This is a genomic window from Chitinophaga horti (genome assembly GCF_022867795.2).
GTDB lineage: Bacteria > Bacteroidota > Bacteroidia > Chitinophagales > Chitinophagaceae > Chitinophaga > Chitinophaga horti.
On the sequence record NZ_CP107006.1, the window covers coordinates 501,181 to 520,029 of the forward strand.

General features: G+C 50.3%; 13 protein-coding genes. 10 read left to right on the plus strand and 3 right to left on the minus strand.

Annotated features, from left to right (window positions below; genetic code table 11):
* Positions 1-2: 2 nt before the first annotated feature.
* Both MKQ68_RS02270 and MKQ68_RS02275 read right to left on the minus strand, forming a co-directional pair.
* The gene (locus MKQ68_RS02270) at positions 3-2,270 is read right to left on the minus strand and encodes a family 20 glycosylhydrolase (protein WP_264281901.1); all 2,268 of its coding nucleotides are present in this window, start codon (positions 2,268-2,270) and stop codon (positions 3-5) included.
* 47 nt (positions 2,271-2,317) lie between these two features.
* Positions 2,318-3,649 carry an alpha-L-fucosidase gene (locus MKQ68_RS02275; protein ID WP_264281902.1) on the minus strand — a complete coding sequence of 444 codons (1,332 nt, stop codon included), beginning with the start codon at positions 3,647-3,649 and terminating at the stop codon, positions 2,318-2,320.
* A 128-nt stretch (positions 3,650-3,777) separates the two neighbouring features.
* Between MKQ68_RS02275 and MKQ68_RS02280 the strand changes: the two genes are divergently transcribed.
* The 8 genes from MKQ68_RS02280 (at position 3,778) to ilvA (ending at position 13,900) form a co-directional block, all read left to right on the plus strand.
* On the plus strand, positions 3,778-4,680 hold the full coding sequence (locus MKQ68_RS02280; RefSeq protein WP_264281903.1) for a sugar phosphate nucleotidyltransferase: 903 nt from the start codon (positions 3,778-3,780) through the stop codon (positions 4,678-4,680).
* Positions 4,681-4,694: 14 nt separating this feature from the next.
* Positions 4,695-5,759: a phosphotransferase enzyme family protein gene (locus MKQ68_RS02285; protein WP_264281904.1), complete on the plus strand. Its 1,065-nt coding sequence runs from the start codon at positions 4,695-4,697 to the stop codon at positions 5,757-5,759.
* Positions 5,760-6,200: 441 nt separating this feature from the next.
* Complete coding sequence (locus tag MKQ68_RS02290; protein ID WP_264281905.1) at positions 6,201-7,106, plus strand: branched-chain amino acid transaminase; 906 nt, start codon at positions 6,201-6,203, stop codon at positions 7,104-7,106.
* A gap of 316 nt (positions 7,107-7,422) precedes the next feature.
* Positions 7,423-9,102 carry a dihydroxy-acid dehydratase gene (gene ilvD, locus MKQ68_RS02295; RefSeq protein WP_264281906.1) on the plus strand — a complete coding sequence of 560 codons (1,680 nt, stop codon included), beginning with the start codon at positions 7,423-7,425 and terminating at the stop codon, positions 9,100-9,102.
* Positions 9,068-10,831, plus strand: coding sequence for a biosynthetic-type acetolactate synthase large subunit (gene ilvB / locus MKQ68_RS02300; protein WP_349773804.1), 1,764 nt, complete (start codon positions 9,068-9,070; stop codon positions 10,829-10,831). The genes ilvD and ilvB overlap by 35 nt, the downstream gene beginning before the upstream one ends.
* A 34-nt stretch (positions 10,832-10,865) precedes the next feature.
* Entirely contained in the window at positions 10,866-11,450 is a 585-nt protein-coding gene (gene ilvN / locus MKQ68_RS02305; RefSeq protein ID WP_264281907.1) for an acetolactate synthase small subunit, read from the plus strand.
* 82 nt (positions 11,451-11,532) lie between these two features.
* Positions 11,533-12,576, plus strand: coding sequence for a ketol-acid reductoisomerase (ilvC, locus tag MKQ68_RS02310; protein ID WP_264281908.1), 1,044 nt, complete (start codon positions 11,533-11,535; stop codon positions 12,574-12,576).
* A gap of 67 nt (positions 12,577-12,643) precedes the next feature.
* Positions 12,644-13,900, plus strand: coding sequence for a threonine ammonia-lyase IlvA (gene ilvA / locus MKQ68_RS02315; RefSeq protein WP_264281909.1), 1,257 nt, complete (start codon positions 12,644-12,646; stop codon positions 13,898-13,900).
* A gap of 147 nt (positions 13,901-14,047) precedes the next feature.
* Here ilvA and MKQ68_RS02320 read toward each other — a convergent pair whose 3' ends face one another.
* Complete coding sequence (locus MKQ68_RS02320; protein ID WP_264281910.1) at positions 14,048-15,040, minus strand: glycosyltransferase; 993 nt, start codon at positions 15,038-15,040, stop codon at positions 14,048-14,050.
* Positions 15,041-15,262: 222 nt separating this feature from the next.
* On the opposite strand from MKQ68_RS02320, the gene MKQ68_RS02325 reads away from it, so the two are divergent.
* Together MKQ68_RS02325 and MKQ68_RS02330 are read left to right on the plus strand one after the other, a co-directional pair.
* The gene (locus MKQ68_RS02325; protein WP_244836976.1) at positions 15,263-16,384 is read left to right on the plus strand and encodes an NAD(P)/FAD-dependent oxidoreductase; all 1,122 of its coding nucleotides are present in this window, start codon (positions 15,263-15,265) and stop codon (positions 16,382-16,384) included.
* A gap of 80 nt (positions 16,385-16,464) precedes the next feature.
* Positions 16,465-18,846, plus strand: coding sequence for a glycoside hydrolase family 95 protein (locus MKQ68_RS02330; protein ID WP_264281911.1), 2,382 nt, complete (start codon positions 16,465-16,467; stop codon positions 18,844-18,846).
* The last annotated feature ends 3 nt before the right edge of the window (positions 18,847-18,849 follow it).

Below are 18,849 nucleotides of genomic sequence, written 5' to 3' on the forward strand. Positions count from 1 at the left end.
TGCTACTGCGCTGTAAACAGCACATTGCGCAAGTTAATACTTTGTTTGCCTTTAATGCCCGCCTGCACGATGAGTTGTTGCGCGCCGCCGGCATTAAAAAACTGTACGCGTATTTTGTGGTAACCTTTCTTCAGCGGGATCAGTCCTGTTTTTTCGATCGACCCATGCTCGCCGTCATTGTTGACGATCAGTTCATCGTCGATGAACAGGATAGAGCCGTCATCGCTGGTGGTTTTGAACTCGTACAGGGCATCGCTTTCCGCGTTAAACAGGCCTGAATAGGTAACGCCATACACGTCTTTACCCGAAAACGGGCGAATGTCGAAGGTGGCGGTATTGCCTGTTGAGTCGGCCGTTTTGCCCGTAAGCCTCGCTGCCTGGCGCACGCGGGTGTTGAACAGTTCGAACGTAACGCCTTTGTTACCGGGTTGCACGTTCTGCGCGGCGTTGTAGCTCCTGCGCAGGTAGGTGGCCGTGTAAGCGGCGCTGGTTCTGCCGGTGTCGGTAACGGTGATCACTTTCAGTGTTTTGCTTTCCTTTTCTGCCAGCGGAATGGTGATGGCTTTGGTGTAAAGCGTGGAAGCGGTAGTTGGCTCGCTGCCATCCAGTGTGTAGTACAGGTTGGCACCTGCTACCATTGGCGTAAGCGTTACCGTGGCGCTTTCGCTGCTGGTTACACCGTCTTCCAGCCCTGCCGGTTCGGGTATACGGAAGTTCACCTTTTGTTTATCGAGGCGCGCCAGGTGGGCTGGCAGCACTTTCAGGAAGGCGTCGTAATTCTTCTTGTCCGCCGGCGACCAGGCTATTTCCGATACGGCCAGGGCACGGGGATAGGTCATATAGTCTGCCTTTTTACCTTCGTTAATGTACTCCGTCCAGATGTTGCCCTGTATACCGATGATGTGTTTCTGCTCTTCGGCGGTAAGTGCCGCTGGCAGTGGTTCGTAGCTATATACGGTTTTGAGCGGCAGGTAACCACCTATGTTCAGCGGCTCGTTAGCCGGGTTACCCTGGTAGTAGTCGAGATACAGGTAAGTATTGGGCGTCATGATCACATCATGCCTTTGTTTGGCGGCCTCAATACCACCGGCTTCACCTCTCCAGCTCATCACGGTGGCATTCGGTGCCAGGCCGCCTTCCAGTATCTCGTCCCAGCCAATAATGTTACGGCCTTTGCTGTTCAGGTATTTCTCCATGCGGCTGACGAAATAGCTTTGCAGTTCGTGTTCATCTTTCAATCCCAGCGCTTTAATGCGGGATTGACATTTAGGACATTGTTTCCAGCGGTCTTTCGGACATTCGTCGCCGCCGATGTGGATGTATTTGCTGGGGAACAGTGGCAGCACTTCGTCCAGCACATCTTCCAGGAACGCATATACGCTGTCATTACCGGCGCAGTATACTTCTTTCATTACACCGAAGGTGGTACCTACTTCGTACGGGCCGCCGGTGCAACCCAGGTGCGGATAGGCGGCCAGGGCTGCTGTAGCGTGACCGGGCATCTCAATTTCGGGGATGACGGTGATGAAACGATCGGCGGCATATTGCACGATGTCTTTCACTTCTTCCTGCGTATAATAACCACCATGTGGTTTGCCGTCATATTCTTTACTTCGGCCGGCGTGGCCTACCACCGTTTGTTTGCGAACGGAAGCGACAGACTGCAGGCGCGGGTATTTTTTTATTTCGATGCGCCAGCCCTGGTCTTCGGTGAGGTGCCAGTGAAAGCGGTTAAACTTGTACTGTGCCATTACATCGATGTATTGTTTGATGTACGATACGGGGAAGAAATGGCGGCCTACGTCCAGCATCAGCCCACGGTGAGAAAAACGGGGCGCGTCTTTAATGGTGAGCGCGGGAATCTTCATCGAAGATTTTGCAGCCGGCAGCAGTTGCTGCAACGTCTGCAAACCATAAAACAGTCCGGCGCCATTACCTTTCACCGTAATGCCATTATTGGTAACGCGCAGCTCATAGGCTTCTGCCGGCATGCTGTTGTCTTCCTGGAAAACTACAGCGGCAGCACCTTTGCCGGCTACCTGCTTAAAGGCATAGTTCGCAGCGATAAAGCTGTTGAACATATCGGCATATTTCGCGCTGGCAGGGGAGGAGGCAATCGCCTTCTTCGTAATAAAATTTTCAGCAAGGGTAAAACTACCGGTCTGCATTACGACAGATTGCGGTTGCGGTATCAATGCTACCTGCTGCGTTTGGGCATAGGCTGTAAGGCCTGTGCATAGCGTCATCAGCGACGCGAGGAACTTCTTCATAGATGACAATGTAAATTTAAAATGAGCATGAGTGGATATAAAACTAACTAATTCAGTCCTCCTTTGCCGCGATAAAGCTTCACGGCCTTATCCAGCTTCAATTCCAGTACCGTCATATACTTATCCTGCACATTCGCCGGTACGGAAATGTATACGAGTCCGGGCACGGGGCTCCAGGAAATTTTACCAACGATCTTAGGCGTAAGCGCCGTACCGTTACCTACCACTTTCACACTTTGGATCTTGTTGTCCAATCCTTTGATCATGATCGGGCCGGTAGTATTGCCGGCTACGAATAAATATAGTGTGGTAGAGTCCTTGGAAAGGGTAGTAGGTCCGTAGAAGTGGCCTTGCGGTAAACCGCCAATAGTGCCGAAGATAGCGCTGTCGTGCTTCTTGTTCCAGGCACCCAGTTCTTTCAGCACACTCACCTGTTGCGGTGGTATCGTCCCATCTTCTTTAGGACCAATATCCAGCAGCATATTACCGCCATTGCTGATCGCATCTGCAAAAATGGTAATCACTTCGTAAGGTGTTTTCCAATTCGTGTCCTGTGGCTGATAACCCCAGTTGTTATTGATCGTCATGCATAATTCCCACCAGTGAAATTGGGGGCGCACCACCGGGAAGTTTTGCTCCGGCGTATCGTAATCGCCATAACCTGTGAGGCGGCCGTTAATGATCGTGTTGGGATTGTGTTTTAACAACATGCTGCGGATCGCAGGTGCATTCCATTCATCGGCACTATGTTCCCAATCGCCGTCGAACCACCACAAGTCGGGGTTAAATTTCGTCGCGATCTCATTCATCTGCCCGTTATTAAAGGCCATGAACTTTTGCCAGCGCTGCGGTTCTTTCTTAATATCATAACGGCTGCTATCTTTCAAAAAGCCGGGGTAGTCATTGTTTGTCCAGTCGAGTAGCGAATAATAAGCCCCTGCCTTGATGCCGTGCTTACGGATGGCTGCATAAAACGGCGTGAGCAAGTCGCGTTTGGCGGGCGTTTGCTTAACCACGTCGAGTTTACCAAACTTCGTTTCCCAAAGGGCTACGCCATCGTGGTGTTTGGTCGTGATCACTGCGTAACGGGCACCCGATTCCTTCACGAGATCGGCCCATGCCTGAGGGTCGTAGTTCTTTGCTGTAAAGCCTTTCAGCTGTTTCATGTAATCCGGGTGACTGATCTTCCGGTTGTGGAACGACCATGATTCGTCGATCCCGTTCACTGCGTAAATACCCCAATGGATAAAGATGCCCAGTTTAGCATCTGCAAACCACTGCATTTTTTGTTGGATGGATTCAGGGTCCGTTTTTTGTTGTGCACACACAGGCTTCACCAGCTGCAGGAGCATGGCTCCCGCCACAATTAATCGTTTCATCGGCTATGTTATGGTTATTTAAATAATGTCGTCCTGGAAAAAGAAATAGATCAAAAAAGGTATTAATGATTAAATTTAGCCCCCGATATTCAAAGTTAAGCGTGAAAATTATAAACTAATATCAACAAATGCAACCTACGTTATTAATCCTTGCTGCCGGTATGGCAAGCCGTTATGGCAGTTTGAAGCAAATCCAGAAATTTGGCCCCAGTGGAGAAACCATTGTGGATTATTCTATCTACGACGCTATCCGCGCGGGTTTCGGTAAAATCGTATTCATAATACGTAAGGAGTTTGCAACCGAGTTTAAAGAGATCTTCGAGCCTAAACTGAAAGGTAAAGTGGCTACAGATTACGTATTCCAGGAAATGGGCGCCTACATGCAGGGCTTCGAGCTGCCTGCCGACAGGACCAAGCCATGGGGTACCGCTCACGCCGTACTGTGTGCAAAAGATGCGATCAATGAGCCTTTTGCGGTTATCAACGCCGACGACTTCTATGGTCGCGACGCTTTCGAGAAAGCAGCTGCTTTCCTGAAAAATGATGTAAATGCCTCTACATATGCCCTCATCGGCTACGAGCTGGGCAAAACAGTGAGTGAGCACGGTTCAGTATCACGTGGTGTTTGTGAAGTAGATGAGAACAGCAACCTGGCTTCTATCACCGAGCGCACTAAAATCGCTTTGGAAGATGGTAAGATACAGTTTGAGCATGCTGACGGTACTAAAGAGGAGCTGTCGCCTGCTACCAGCGTATCGATGAACTTTTTTGCGTTCCATCCTTCGGTATTTTCCCTGAGCGAGCGCCTGTTCCAGAACTTTTTGGAGAAACACCGCAGCGAAGCGAAGTCTGAGTTCTTTATTCCATTGGTGGTAGACCAGTTCATCGGCGACGGTGGCGGTGTTGTAAACGTGATTCCTACTACTGCACAGTGGTTTGGCGTTACTTACAAAGAAGATGCGCCGGGTGTGCAGGCTTCCCTGAATGCTTTGGTGGAAGCGGGCGAATACCCCAACAATCTCTGGAAGTAAGAAGTTAAATCAACATGGTGAATATTGTGATCTTACAAGCCTTTGGGCTTGACGCCGCCGATTTGGACATACAACGGTTCGGATCGGGCCATATTAACAACACCTTCCTGTTAAGTTGCAAAAACGGCGATAAATATGTTCTGCAGAAGATCAACACGAATGTGTTCCAAGAACCCTGGGTAATAGCCCGTAACCAGCGACTGGCGGCGGACTACCTGGCACAAAAGGCGCCGGACTACCTGTTTATCACGCCAATTAAAACGGTGCAGGGTGACGAGCTGTTCGTGTTCAATAAAGAATACTGGCGACTGATCCCGTTCATAGATGGATCTATGAGTGTGGACCAGGCCGACAATCCGAAGCAGGCTTACGAAGCGGCAAAAGAGTTTGGGAAGATGGCGCGTTTACTCGACGGCATCGATATGAGTGGTTTTAAAGCCACTATCCCTAACTTTCACAACCTGACGCTTCGTTACAGTGCCTTCCAGGACGCGACACGTACGGCATCTGACGAAAGGAAACGTTTTGCGGAAGAACTGACGGAAGCCTTCCTCGGTTATTCCGACATCGCAGTGACCTTCGAAAAGCTAAAGACCAGCACCGATTTCGGCGACCGCGTGATGCACCACGATACGAAGATCAACAACGTATTGTTACGCAAAGGCACTTTCGAAGGCCTTTGTGTGTGCGACCTGGATACGCTGATGCCCGGCAAGATCATCTCCGACCTGGGCGATATGGTGCGTACTTATGTATGTCCCGTATCCGAAGAGGAGCAGGACTACAGCCGCATTGAGGTACGGAGCGAGTATTACGAAGCACTCATGAAAGGTTACCTGTCCGAAGTAGGCGGCACGCTTACCCAAACAGAAAAGGAACACCTTTTTTATGCAGGTAAGTTCATGATTTACATGCAGGGCATCCGGTTTTTAACCGATTACCTCAATGGCGATGTGTACTACCCGATCAAGTACCCGGAGCATAACTTCAACCGCGCCAAAAACCAGCTTACGCTTTTACAGGCGCTGGTGGCCAAGGAAGAGGAATTGCAGCAGATTATAGATGCTTGTCTTAAATAAGTAAACCGGCCTCGTACCAACGGGGCCGGTTTTTTATGGCCGAACTGGGCTTCTACGATTGAATATTCCCTATCGGATTCCCATACTTCTTTAAAAAAAGACAAAGAATGTTGGTTTTATTTCGTTTTTGTCAAAAAACGTTATTCTGGTTAGCGGATTTCAAAATATTTGCCCCTGTATTGTTTTTTCTGATCAAGGCTAATACATTTGTAGTGTTCGCAAAAAAAGAACTTTCAACCTCCCATGTGGTTAAACAAAGACAATAACAAGATGAATCACATCGTACCAAAGCTCAACTGGGCTATCACATTGGTCGTGATCGTCGTTGTCATTATTAGCCACCAGCAAATTGGAGGATAACAGCGCGTATATAATGACCTAAGATATCAAACGCCTTCCTCCACCAAGAGGAAGGCGTTTTTTTTACAAATTCCAATTTCTATGTATAGCTATTACAACGAGAACACGATTCTGTACTTCAACGGCGAGTATGTAAAGGCGTCGGAAGCAAAAATGGACCTGTACGGTCAGTCTCTCCACTATGGTTACGCGGTGTTTGAAGGCATCCGTGCGTACAAGACGGCCAGTGGAGAAGTGAAGATCTTTAAGGGCGAAGAGCACTTCGACCGTTTCCGCCGCAGCTGTGAGCTGATCCACATCCCTTACAAGTGGACCAACCAGGAGCTGATCGATGCCTGTTACAAGGTGCTGGAGCTGAACGGCCTGCAGGAAGCTTATGTTCGTCCGCTGGTATTTTGCCCGCCGAACATGACATTGAAGGCTGCCCAGGAAGCTTATGTAATGATCTGTGCATGGGAATGGCCCGCTTACCTCGGAGACAAACTGATCCGTGTAATGACTTCTTCTTACCAGCGCCCGAACCCGAAAGCGTTCAAGATCGAGTCTAAGTCTGCCGGTTTGTACATCAACTCCATTCTTTCTTCTGAAGAAGCCCGTGCAAAAGGTTTCGACGAAGCACTGCTGCTCGACGCTGCCGGTTATGTAGCGGAGGGCTCCAGCGCCAACGTATTCTTCGAAAAAGAAGGTAAGATCTACACCCCGCCCCCAGGTGCTATCCTGCCAGGCATTACCCGCGCTACCGTAATCGAGATCTGCGCAGAACTGGGTATTCCGCTGGAAGAGAAACTGTTTACCGTAGACGAACTGAAAACTGCTGAAGCTGCCTTCTATTGCGGTACAGCTGCCGAAATCATCGGATGGGAATCCATCGATGGTCACAAACTCTCCAAACCATTCGCCGATTCACTCTGCAGAGTCATTCAACAGGCTTACAAGGCGAAAGTCATCGAAAAAGCATTTAAAAGAGAAGAAGCACAGGTAGCTTAATTTATTAAGCTAATTGGGTTTTCCACGATAATAGTTACCAGACCGCTTCCCACTACGGGAAGCGGTATTGGATACTATTTTCCCTGTCGGACCGGTACTTTTTGAATAAATCCACGGGAGAAAATAGCCCACCCGGCCCTTGAATGGTGTAAAATCGAAATCATCATTTCTTTTACAGTAAAGGGTTTCAGCCGAAAACCGACCATTTGACGACCGGGGCAGGGGAAATTACAGTTTTGGAATTTGGTCGCTTCAGCGGCTAACTTGTAGTCATTATTTAGATTAGGTCAATAAGGAAACGAATCAAGATTTTAAGATGGAATTAAATAAATACAGCAAAACACTCACACAAGATCCTACGCAGCCCGCTGCGCAAGCGATGTTGTACGGTATTGGTCTTACCGAAGAAGACCTCGCAAAAGCCCAGGTAGGCATCGCCAGCATGGGTTACGACGGAAACACCTGTAACATGCACCTCAACGACCTGGCACAGATCGTAAAAAAGGGTGTGTGGGCCAACGATCTCGTAGGCCTTACTTTTCATACCATCGGCGTAAGTGATGGTATGAGCAACGGTACCGAGGGCATGCGTTATTCCCTCGTTAGCCGCGACCTTATTGCAGACTCTATTGAAACCGTGTGCGGCGCGCAATATTATGATGCGCTCATTACCGTACCGGGTTGTGATAAAAATATGCCTGGCTCCCTCATCGCTATGGGCCGCCTGGATCGTCCGTCCATCATGGTGTACGGCGGTTCCATCGCCCCAGGTAAATGGAAAGGCCAGGACCTCAACATCATCTCTTCTTTCGAAGCCCTCGGTCAACGCATCGCAGGCCAGCTGGATGAAGGTGATTTTAAAGGTATCGTGATGAACTCTTGTCCCGGTGCAGGCGCCTGTGGCGGTATGTATACGGCTAACACCATGAGTTCTGCGATTGAAGCGCTGGGAATGAGCTTACCTTACAGTTCATCTAACCCGGCATTAAGCCAGCAGAAAAAAGACGAGTGCCTGGAGGCGGGTAAATACATCCGCATCCTGCTCGAAAAAGATATTAAGCCCTCCGACATCATGACGTTCAAAGCGTTTGAAAACGCCATCACGGTAGTGATCGCACTCGGAGGCAGCACCAACGCGGTACTACACTTCCTGGCCATCGCCAAAGCGGTGAACGTGAAGTTTACCCTCGAAGATTTCCAGCGCATCAGCGACAAAACACCACTGATTGCCGACCTGAAACCTTCCGGTAAATACATGATGGAAGACCTGCACAATGTAGGCGGTGTACCGATGGTGATGAAATACCTGTTACAGAAAGGCCACCTGCATGGCGACTGCCTGACTGTAACCGGCAAAACCATCGCAGAAAACCTGGAGTCCATCCCGGACATCGACTTCGAAAAACAGGATATTATTTATCCGCTCGAAACACCGCTGAAAGCAAATGGTCACATCCAGATGCTGTACGGCAACATCGCCGAAAAAGGTTCCGTGGCGAAAATCACCGGTAAAGAAGGTGAACGCTTTACCGGCCCGGCACGTGTGTTCGACGGTGAGTTTGAACTCATCGCAGGCATATCCTCCGGTAAAGTGAAGAAAGGAGACGTAGTGGTGATCCGTAACGTAGGTCCGAAAGGTGCACCGGGTATGCCCGAAATGCTGAAACCTACTTCCGCCATCATTGGTGCTGGTTTGGGTAAAAGCGTAGCGCTCATCACCGATGGCCGCTTCTCTGGTGGTACCCACGGTTTCGTAGTAGGCCACATCGTACCGGAAGCAGTAGAAGGTGGCGCGATTGGCCTGGTGCAGGACGACGACATTATTGAAATAGACGCAGTAAAGAATACGATTAATGTGCAGTTGACGCCCGAAGAGCTGGCGGCCCGTAAATCGAAATGGGTAAAACCAGCCCTGAAGGTAACGAAGGGGATATTATTTAAGTACGCAAAACATGTTAAAGATGCAACAGAAGGATGTGTTACCGATGAAGACTGAGAAGTCTGACAAGCGGCCCGCACCAGCCCCGGTATCAGAACCGATTACCGGCGCAGAAGCGGTGATCCGTTCCCTGATCGCAGAAGGCGTGGAAACCATTTTTGGTTATCCCGGAGGAGCCATCATGCCTATTTATGACGCTTTATACGACTTCCAGGTCTCTGGCCAGGTCAATCATATTTTGGTCCGTCACGAACAGGGGGCTACGCATGCCGCTCAAGGTTATGCACGCAGCTCAGGCAAAACGGGTGTGGTGTTCGCCACCTCAGGCCCCGGTGCTACCAACCTGGTAACAGGTTTGGCAGATGCTTACATGGACTCGACCCCCATGGTAGCGATTACCGGACAGGTGGCAGCGGCATTGCTCGGCACCGATGCATTCCAGGAAACGGATGTGATAGGTATTACCATGCCCATCACCAAATGGAACATCCAGGTAACACGCCCCGAAGATATTCCGGGTGCGATTGCCAAAGCATTTTATATCGCGAAGAGCGGCCGCCCGGGCCCGGTGCTGGTAGACATTACCAAGAACGCCCAGTTCGGCAAGCTCGACTTCCAATACGAAGCCTGCGAATACATCCGCAGTTATCGCCCGAAACCTGTGCTGAACATGGAACAGGTAGAAGCTGCTGCTGCACTGATCAATGCATCTAAACGACCTTACATCCTGTGTGGTCATGGTGTTTTGATTGCAGACGCACAAAAGGAACTGATTGCCTTTGCAGAAAAGGCAGGCATTCCCATCGCCTCTACCTTACTCGGTTTGAGCGCTGTTTCAGTTGATCACCCGCTGTACGTTGGCTATGTAGGCATGCACGGTAATTACAGTCCTAACATCAATACCAACGAATGTGATGTGCTGATTGCAGTAGGTATGCGTTTCGACGACCGCATCACCGGTGATGTAAACACTTACGCCCGCCAGGCTAAAGTAGTACACATCGAGATCGACGAAGCGGAAATCCACAAGATCATTAAAGCCGATGCACCCGTACATGCCGATGCAAAAGAAGCATTACAGGCGCTGACCGGTAAAATCGATGCCAAGGACACGAAAGCCTGGATCCAGTCTTTCAAAGAACTGGACAAGCAGGAAGATGAGAAAGTACGCCACAAAGAGTTGTATCCTACCGAAGGTGAACTGAAAATGGCGGAAGTGATCCGGTTGATTTCTGAGAAGACAGGCGGCGAGGCCATCCTGGTTACAGACGTGGGTCAGCACCAGATGATTGCTTCCCGTTACTACGGTTTTAAATCACCTAATACAAATATTACTTCCGGCGGGATGGGTACCATGGGCTTTGCATTGCCTGCAGCCATGGGAGCTAAAGTTGGGAAGGAAGAAAGGGAAGTAGTGGCCATTATCGGCGACGGCTGTTTCCAGATGACGTTGCAGGAGTTGGGTACGATTTATCAATCCAAGATCGGTGTTAAGATCGTGATCCTGAACAACAACTTCCTGGGCATGGTGCGCCAGTGGCAGCAACTGTTCTTCGACCGTCGTTATTCTTCTACCGAAATGACCAATCCTGATTTTGTGCAGATCGCGAAAGGATTTTTCATCCCCGGTAAAAAAGTAACTGACCGCTCCGAGATCAGCGATGCGATTGACGAAATGCTGAACACGCCCGGCGCTTATCTGCTGGAAGTAGTGGTGGAAAAGGAGGACAACGTATTCCCGATGGTGCCTGCGGGCGCGCCTATTGCATCAATCAGGCTCGACTAGTACCATCCACCTAAACCACTTAACAGAACACAAAATGCAAAAGGAATATACAATAACGGTGTATACGGAAGACCGCATAGGTATTACCAACCGTATCACCATTATCTTTACCAGGAGACGAATCAACATCACCAGCCTCACCACCTCTGAAACAGAAATTCCGGGCGTATACAAATTCGTCATTACCGTACTGGCTACCCGCGAACTGCTGGATAAAGTAGTGCTGCAGATCGAACGCCTCATCGAAATTCACCGTGCCTTTGTGCATGAGGAAGACGAGGTGGTGTACCAGGAACTGGCGTTGTACAAGGTGTCTACTAAGGCATTGTCAAACGGCAACATCGAACGGCTGATTCGTGATAACCATGCACGTATTCTCACCATTGCGGAAGATTATTTCGTGATCGAGAAAACAGGGCATCAGCAGGAACTGCTCGATATGCTGAAAAAGCTGGAGCCATATGGGCTGATCGAGTATACTAAAAGTGGCCGTGTAGCCATCGTGAAATGGAGCCGCAGGTTCCATGAACACCTGAAAAACCTGGGGGAGAAACAAATGGACAATTTGCCTCCCGGCGTTACACACCCGGAAGCTAACCGCTCAGGTATATCTTTATAACACTACATTCATTCACAAGTAAATTTTCAAACAGCCACTGCCTTCTCACACGTTGGAGGCGGCGGGTAAACAAACAAAACACATGGCAACTATCAATTTTGGCGGTGTACAGGAAGAAGTGGTAACCAGGGAAGAATTCCCAATGGAAAAAGCTAGAGAAGTCCTGAAAGACGAAGTAATTGCAGTTATCGGTTACGGCGTTCAGGGTCCTGGACAGGCGCTCAACCTGAAAGACAATGGTTTTAACGTAATCGTTGGCCAAAGGAAAAATTCCAAAACATGGGATAAAGCCGTTGCAGACGGTTGGGTTCCAGGTCAAACACTGTTCGAGATCGAAGAAGCAGCGCAGAAAGGCACCATCATCCAGTTCCTGCTGTCTGATGCCGGCCAGATCACACTGTGGCCTACACTGAAACAATACCTCACACCTGGTAAGGCACTGTACTTCTCCCATGGTTTCGGTATTACTTATAAAGAGCAGACTGGTATTATTCCTGCTGCTGATATTGATGTGATCCTGGTTGCGCCTAAAGGCTCCGGTACATCACTGCGCCGCCTGTTCCTGGCTGGTCAGGGTCTGAACTCCAGCTTCGCTATCTTCCAGGATGCAACCGGCAAAGCCCGCCAGCGCGCTATCGCACTGGGTATCGGCGTAGGTTCCGGCTACCTGTTCGAAACAGATTTCAAGAAAGAAGTATTCTCTGACCTCACCGGCGAGCGTGGCTCCCTGATGGGTGCTATCCAGGGCATCTTCGCGGCTCAGTACCAGACACTGCGCAGCAATGGTCACTCACCTTCCGAAGCTTTCAACGAAACGGTTGAAGAGCTGACACAGTCACTCATGCCACTGGTTGCAGAAAACGGTATGGACTGGATGTATGCTAACTGTTCTACTACCGCTCAGCGTGGTGCGCTCGACTGGTGGAAGAAGTTTAAAGAAGCTACCCAGCCTGTATTTGACGAGCTGTATGCAAGCGTTGCCGCAGGTAAAGAAGCTGCCCGTTCTATCGCCTCCAACAGCACTGCTGACTACCGCGAGAAACTGGACGCAGAACTGAAAGAACTGCGCGAAAGCGAAATGTGGCAAGCCGGCGCCGCAGTAAGAAAACTGAGGCCTGGTAAATAAACCATAAATTTGTGTCAACCGGCTGCTTTTGCGGCCGGTTGATTTTTTAAAGCCAACCACTAAAATAATGCCCGGACTATTGACCCTTGTAGATGCACGAAATATACTGGAAGCAGCGAGGTCGCTGAAGCCGGTAGTCCGTCGCACGGAGCTTACTTATAGCGCCAGCCTTTCGAGAAAATATCAATGCGATGTGTATCTCAAAAGAGAAGATATGCAGATCGTACGTTCTTATAAACTGCGCGGCGCTTACCATCTGATTAGCAGCCTGCCCATGGAGCAGCTGCGTAAAGGCGTAACCTGCGCGAGTGCAGGCAACCACGCCCAGGGATTTGCTTACAGCTGCAAACAGCTTGGCATTCGTGGCGTTGTGTTCATGCCCATTATTACACCAAAACAAAAAGTAAATCAAACCCGCATGTTCGGCGGCGAGTTTATCGAAATACGCCTCATTGGCGATACGTTCGATGACTGTGCAGCAGAGGCCCAGGCCTATACGCAGGAACATGATATGACATTTATTCCCCCGTTCGATAACCTGAAGATCATTGAAGGGCAGGGAACTGTGGCAGTAGAGATCCTCGAAGACCAGCAGGGCATCGACTATATCTTTGTGCCTGTAGGCGGCGGCGGTTTAGCTTCCGGCGTAGGTGCTTATTTCAAGACTTACAGCCCGCAAACAAAGATCATCGGTGTAGAGCCGGAAGGCGCCCCCAGCATGCTGAAAGCGCTGGAAAACGGAGGCCCCGTTACGCTCCCGCAGATCGAACGTTTTGTGGATGGCGCCGCGGTAAAACGCGTAGGTCAGATCACTTATGAAATTTGTAAAGAAGTGCTGGATCAAATGCAGCTCGTGCCGGAAGGCCGCATCTGCAGCACCATCCTGCGTTTATATAATGAAGATGCGATTGTTGTAGAACCTGCAGGCGCCTTGTCCATCGCGGCGCTCGACGACTTCGCCGCGGAGATCAAAGGCAGGAAAGTGGTGTGTGTGGTGAGCGGCAGCAACAACGACATCGATCGTATGCAGGAAATAAAAGAGCGCTCTTTGTTGTATGAAGGCCTCAAACATTACTTCCTCATCCGTTTCGCGCAGCGCCCCGGTGCATTGAAGGAGTTCGTGAACCATGTGCTGAGCCCGGACGATGATATTACCCGCTTCGAATACATTCAGAAACATAACAAAGAAACCGGTCCGGCGCTGATTGGCGTGGAGTTGCGGAATAAAGAAGATTACGACAAGCTGATCGCCAACCTCAATAAGTATAACATTGATTATACCGAGTTGAAGAAGGATGATAAGCTGTTTGGGTATCTGGTGTAACGGGTTGCCTGTAAAATATAAAAGCACTGGTCGGGAGGCCAGTGCTTTTTTTATGTAGATACGTTTTACATTTTCGCCGTCTCCGGCCAGCGGTTGAACATCCGGATGGATGTGGCGCCGGGATTTCTTTCAGATGAAGATGTCAAGTTACATTTTCGCCGTCTCCGGCCAGCGGTTGAACATCCGGATGGCCAGCGTTTCCTTCCAGCGGTTGACGAACGACCTTTGCTCAGTAAACGCCTGTTCTGCCTGCCGGCGTTCGTCGCGCAGCTCCTGCGCAATATGCCGGGGAATAGGCAGGTGCCTGCTGAGGCGGCGGCATAAGACGACCCGTTTGCGGCGTGCGTGCACCAAATTCACCAGGTCCTGCGTGGTGGAAGCACGATGTAGTTCGCGCCGCATCGTCGGTGTGACCATGTCTTCACCGGCGTGCAGCCGTTTCAGTTTGGTGCCGCAGCCTACCTGTTGGGAGGCGTGGATGCGGTAGGAGATAAGTTCATCTTCGATGTAATTGAGTGCGCCGTGGCTCGCGGCAGCAAAGGCAATCCAGGCATCATGCCACATGCGTTTCATCATTTTGAAAGGCAGTAGTTTAGGCACAAAGTTTTTGCGCACGGCCAGCGTGGCGCCGGTGACCATACGCTCGTGGCGTAAGAGGTAACGCAGCAGGTCGAACTGTGTGCCGGCCGTGCGGCGCGATTCTTCCGTAAAGCGGTTCACGGACCACAGGCAGCCTGGAATGCGTTGGTCATTATCATCGATCAGCACCCCGTTGGAAAATACCGCCTGGTCTGCCGGATTCGCTTCAAAATGCGCCAATGTAGCCGCTACCTTATGCGGCATCCATATATCATCATGGTCGCTAAAAAATATAACCTCGCCGCCGCATAGCTGCAACAGCTGTTCGAAGTTCTTCTTCGCACCCTTGTTTTCCTTATTGAAAATAAGCCGGAAGATGCCCGGGTAACGTTCATTGTAGGCTGACAGTATTTCCTGGGTACCATCGGTAGAAACGTCGTCTATGACCACGATTTCGGTTACCGGAAGGGTTTGTTGCAGGATGCTGTCGAGCTGTTTTGTTAAGTGGCGTTTTGCGTTATAGGTGCACAGGCCAACGGAAGCTGACAATTGCTCAAGCATTTAATAAGGTTTTCATTCAGTAATGACAGTTGTTGGTTCTACGGGTAAGCCTATAGCTTCCTGTCGGGCTTCTTTTAATTGTGTGTAATCAGTGTCTCTGTAGGTCGTCCCGAAGCGCAACTTCCGGGATTCTTCACAAGATAAGCAATCTCTCCATAGGTTGGGTACGGATCGCTGTAAAATTAGGATGCCTTTCACAAAACTTTCCTATCTTTCTCACACATGATAAGCTACTGGGAACGGCAAAGTTTGCTGCAATACAACGACATCATCCTTGGTGGTGGTATTACCGGGCTTTCTACGGCCATCTCGCTGAAGGAGCGTCATCCCGGCAGGCGTATTGCTGTGTTTGAACGGGGCATTTTGCCTACCGGCGCCAGTACGCGCAATGCCGGTTTCGCTTGTATCGGTAGTCTTACAGAGATATTGGCCGATCTTAAAACCATGCCGGCCGCAGATATCGTCGACCTTGTAGCGTTGCGCAAAGACGGGCTGTGCCAGTTGCGGGAGCGGCTGGGCGACGAGCGCATCGGTTACCGGGAAAATGGCAGTTACGAGCTGCTCTCCGCCAAAGAAGTTTCCGCCCTGGAACATATCGATGAAGTAAATGAACTGTTGTGGCCGGTGCTGGGCATGCCTGCCTACCTGCGGGCCGATCATAAGATCCGCGATTTCGGGTTCAATACCACCGCTTTAATTGAAAATAACTGCGAAGGCGAACTGCATAGCGGCAAAATGATGCGCGCCCTTATCGACCTGGCCATTGAAAAGGGCATAGAGATCAAAACAGGCTGTGAAGTGTTGGCGTACGACGAAAATGCGGGTGGCATTACCATAACGGTGCAACGCCAATGGATGAACGAAAGCGTAAGATTTCAGGCCCAACGACTCGCCATCTGTACAAATGCATTTGCCAAACAACTACTGCCCGGCGAGGATATTACGCCCGGCCGCGGACAAGTATTGGTCACACATCCTATACCCACGCTACCTTTTAAGGGCGTATACCATTTTGATGAAGGATATTATTATTTTCGTGAACTGGAAGGCCGCATTCTTTTTGGTGGCGGCCGTAACTTCGATTTTGAAGGAGAGACGACAACTGATTTTGAACTGAGTGAGCAGATACAACGGCAGCTGGAGGAAAAGTTGCGCACGATCATTATCCCTGATATTCCCTTTACCGTAGATATGCGCTGGTCGGGCATTATGGCCTTCGGCGCCAGCAAGCGGCCGATCGTTAAACAGCTTTCGCCTCAGCTTTTCGTAGCGGCCCGTATGGGTGGCATGGGCGTAGCGATAGGCACAGCGGTGGCAAAGCAGCTGGCAGCACTGATGGATTAAATTCGCAAAAACTGATGGGTTATTAACCACAGCTTGTAAGCATGGAAGGGATAGATTAAATTTATACAACTCCTACCCATATGAAACAGATCTATGCTTTTCTCTTGATGATCGCAGGAGTGATGCCTGCAGGAGCGCAAACGAACAAATTGTGGTACAAACAACCGGCGGCTGACTGGTTACAGGCGTTGCCCGTGGGTAATGGTCGTATGGGGGCGATGGTGTACGGGCGGCCAGATAAAGAGATGATCCAGCTAAACGAGGAAAGTGTATGGGGCGGCCTGAAGTTCAACGATGCCAATCCCAACGCTTACAAAGTACTCGACTCCCTCCGCCAGTTACTGTTTGCAGAAAAGAACAAGGAGGCACAAGACCTCGCCCAGGCGAACTTCGTAGCCGTGACCAGCGAAAATGGGAGCGAGGTGGCCCGCAACTTCAGGTCTATGCAAACGCTCATGAATCTGAATATCGATTATGGCTTTACCGATTACACTGATTATCGCCGTGAACTGGATATTATTAATGGTATAGCCACTTCCAGCTTTAAATATAACGGGGTACAATACACGCAGGAGGTGATCGCATCTGCCCCTGACAATGTGATTGCCGTTCGCCTCGCCGCCGGTAAGCCTGGCGCGTTAAATCTTATATTAACACTCGATCGCCCGGATACAAAAGATACTTCCCGCCACTACGTTGACTGTACCACCCGCACACTCAGTCCTAACCTGCTGCTGCTTTCCGGGCAGATCAACGATAAAAATACCACGACCAAACGCGGCCCCGAAGGCTTACATATGAAGTTTGCCGGTGCGGTGTATGCCGTTAACACCGGTGGTAAACTGGTACGCACGAAGGATGCGATCAAAGTTGAACACGCGGAAGCGGTGGTACTGTATATACAAGGTGCAACCAACTACGACTTCGCCCGCCTTGATATGAATCGCGCAGTCGATCCGGTCGCTAAGGTGCAACAACTGGTGAACGCATCCCGCTTAAAACCTTATGCTGCGCTAAAAGCAAAACATGTGGCCGATCATGCAGGCTACATGCAGCGCGTACAGCTTACACTCACCACCACCGCCACCGAAACTCCCACCGACGAGCGCCTGGCGAATGTAAAAAACGGTGCGGAAGACCTGGAACTCATCACCCTCTATTATCAATATGGCCGTTACCTGCTGCTCGGTAGCTCCCGCCGCCCGGGTTTGCTGCCGGCTAACCTGCAAGGCATCTGGAACCATCATATCGATGCACCCTGGAATGCGGACTTCCATACGAACATCAACCTGCAAATGAATTACTGGCCGGCGGAGATGTGTAACCTTACGGAAACCACCGCTCCACTGTTTGCTTTCCTGAATAACCTGCGCGAACAAGGTCGCATCACCGCTAAAAAGATGTACAACGCCCGTGGCTGGCTGGTACACCATTGCACCGATGCTTTCGGCAAAACCGGCGTGCAGGCTAACGCATCCTTCGGAACTTTTCCTTTGGCTACCGCCTGGATGTGCCTCCATTTTTACGACCACTTCGCGTTCACACAGGATTACATGTTCCTGAAGCAGCAGGCATATCCTATTATGAAGGAGCATGCGTTGTTCATTGAAGATTACCTCGTAAAAAGTCCGGAAGGCTACCTGGTCACCGCACCTGGCTCTTCCCCGGAGAATAAATATAAACACCCGGTAACCGGCGAGCCGACCGGCATTTCTTATGGCCCTACGATGGATAACCAGATCGTGCGCGAGTTCCTGACAAAATGCATCGAGGCAGCGACTATCCTGCGTACCGACTCGGCCGCCGTATCTGCCTGGAAAAATATCATTGCACAATTACCGCCCACGAAGCTGACCGTTGATGGCCGCATCATGGAGTGGATAAAAGATTATACAGACGTAGATCCCGGTCACCGGCACATTTCACACCTGTTCGGACTGCACCCAGGTACACAAATCTCGGAGCAAACGCCTTCCTTGTTCGAAGGCGCCCGACGCACACTTGCTGCCCGTTTAAGCAGCGGTGGCGGCCATACTGGCTGGAGCCGCGCGTGGATCATTAACTTTTACGCCCGGTTGAAAGACGGCGCGAAAGTGAGCGAACACCTGCAATTGCTGTTCACGAAATCAACCCTCACCAACCTTTTCGATAATCATCCGCCCTTCCAGATCGATGGTAACTTTGGCAGTACAGCCGGTATTACGGAAGCTTTGCTGCAAAGTCATACCAACTTCCTGGAGCTGCTGCCCGCACTGCCGCCCACCTGGAAAGAAGGTAAGGTGAGTGGGCTGCGTGCCCGCGGGGGCTTCGAAGTGGAAATGGAATGGAAAGAAGGGGAGTTGCAGCTGGCGAAGATCAAAGCGCTGACAGGCAATACCGCGATTATCAAATATAAAGACAGACTTTTCCCGGTGTCGCTGGCAAAAGGCCAGGTGATGGAACTGGGCGATCAATTGAAATAAAAA

Excerpts from the sequence above, each read along its gene's own strand:
- MKQ68_RS02290 (WP_264281905.1), top strand. The coding sequence starts at position 6,201 with ATGTATAGCTATTACAACGAGAACACGATTCTGTACTTCAACGGCGAG.
- MKQ68_RS02275 (WP_264281902.1), bottom strand. The coding sequence starts at position 3,649 with ATGAAACGATTAATTGTGGCGGGAGCCATGCTCCTGCAGCTGGTGAAG.
- ilvN (WP_264281907.1), top strand. The coding sequence starts at position 10,866 with ATGCAAAAGGAATATACAATAACGGTGTATACGGAAGACCGCATAGGT.
- ilvD (WP_264281906.1), top strand. The coding sequence starts at position 7,423 with ATGGAATTAAATAAATACAGCAAAACACTCACACAAGATCCTACGCAG.
- ilvB (WP_349773804.1), top strand. The coding sequence starts at position 9,068 with ATGCAACAGAAGGATGTGTTACCGATGAAGACTGAGAAGTCTGACAAG.
- MKQ68_RS02320 (WP_264281910.1), bottom strand. The coding sequence starts at position 15,040 with ATGCTTGAGCAATTGTCAGCTTCCGTTGGCCTGTGCACCTATAACGCA.
- MKQ68_RS02285 (WP_264281904.1), top strand. The coding sequence starts at position 4,695 with ATGGTGAATATTGTGATCTTACAAGCCTTTGGGCTTGACGCCGCCGAT.
- ilvC (WP_264281908.1), top strand. The coding sequence starts at position 11,533 with ATGGCAACTATCAATTTTGGCGGTGTACAGGAAGAAGTGGTAACCAGG.
- ilvA (WP_264281909.1), top strand. The coding sequence starts at position 12,644 with ATGCCCGGACTATTGACCCTTGTAGATGCACGAAATATACTGGAAGCA.
- MKQ68_RS02270 (WP_264281901.1), bottom strand. The coding sequence starts at position 2,270 with ATGAAGAAGTTCCTCGCGTCGCTGATGACGCTATGCACAGGCCTTACA.
- MKQ68_RS02280 (WP_264281903.1), top strand. The coding sequence starts at position 3,778 with ATGCAACCTACGTTATTAATCCTTGCTGCCGGTATGGCAAGCCGTTAT.
- MKQ68_RS02330 (WP_264281911.1), top strand. The coding sequence starts at position 16,465 with ATGAAACAGATCTATGCTTTTCTCTTGATGATCGCAGGAGTGATGCCT.
- MKQ68_RS02325 (WP_244836976.1), top strand. The coding sequence starts at position 15,263 with ATGATAAGCTACTGGGAACGGCAAAGTTTGCTGCAATACAACGACATC.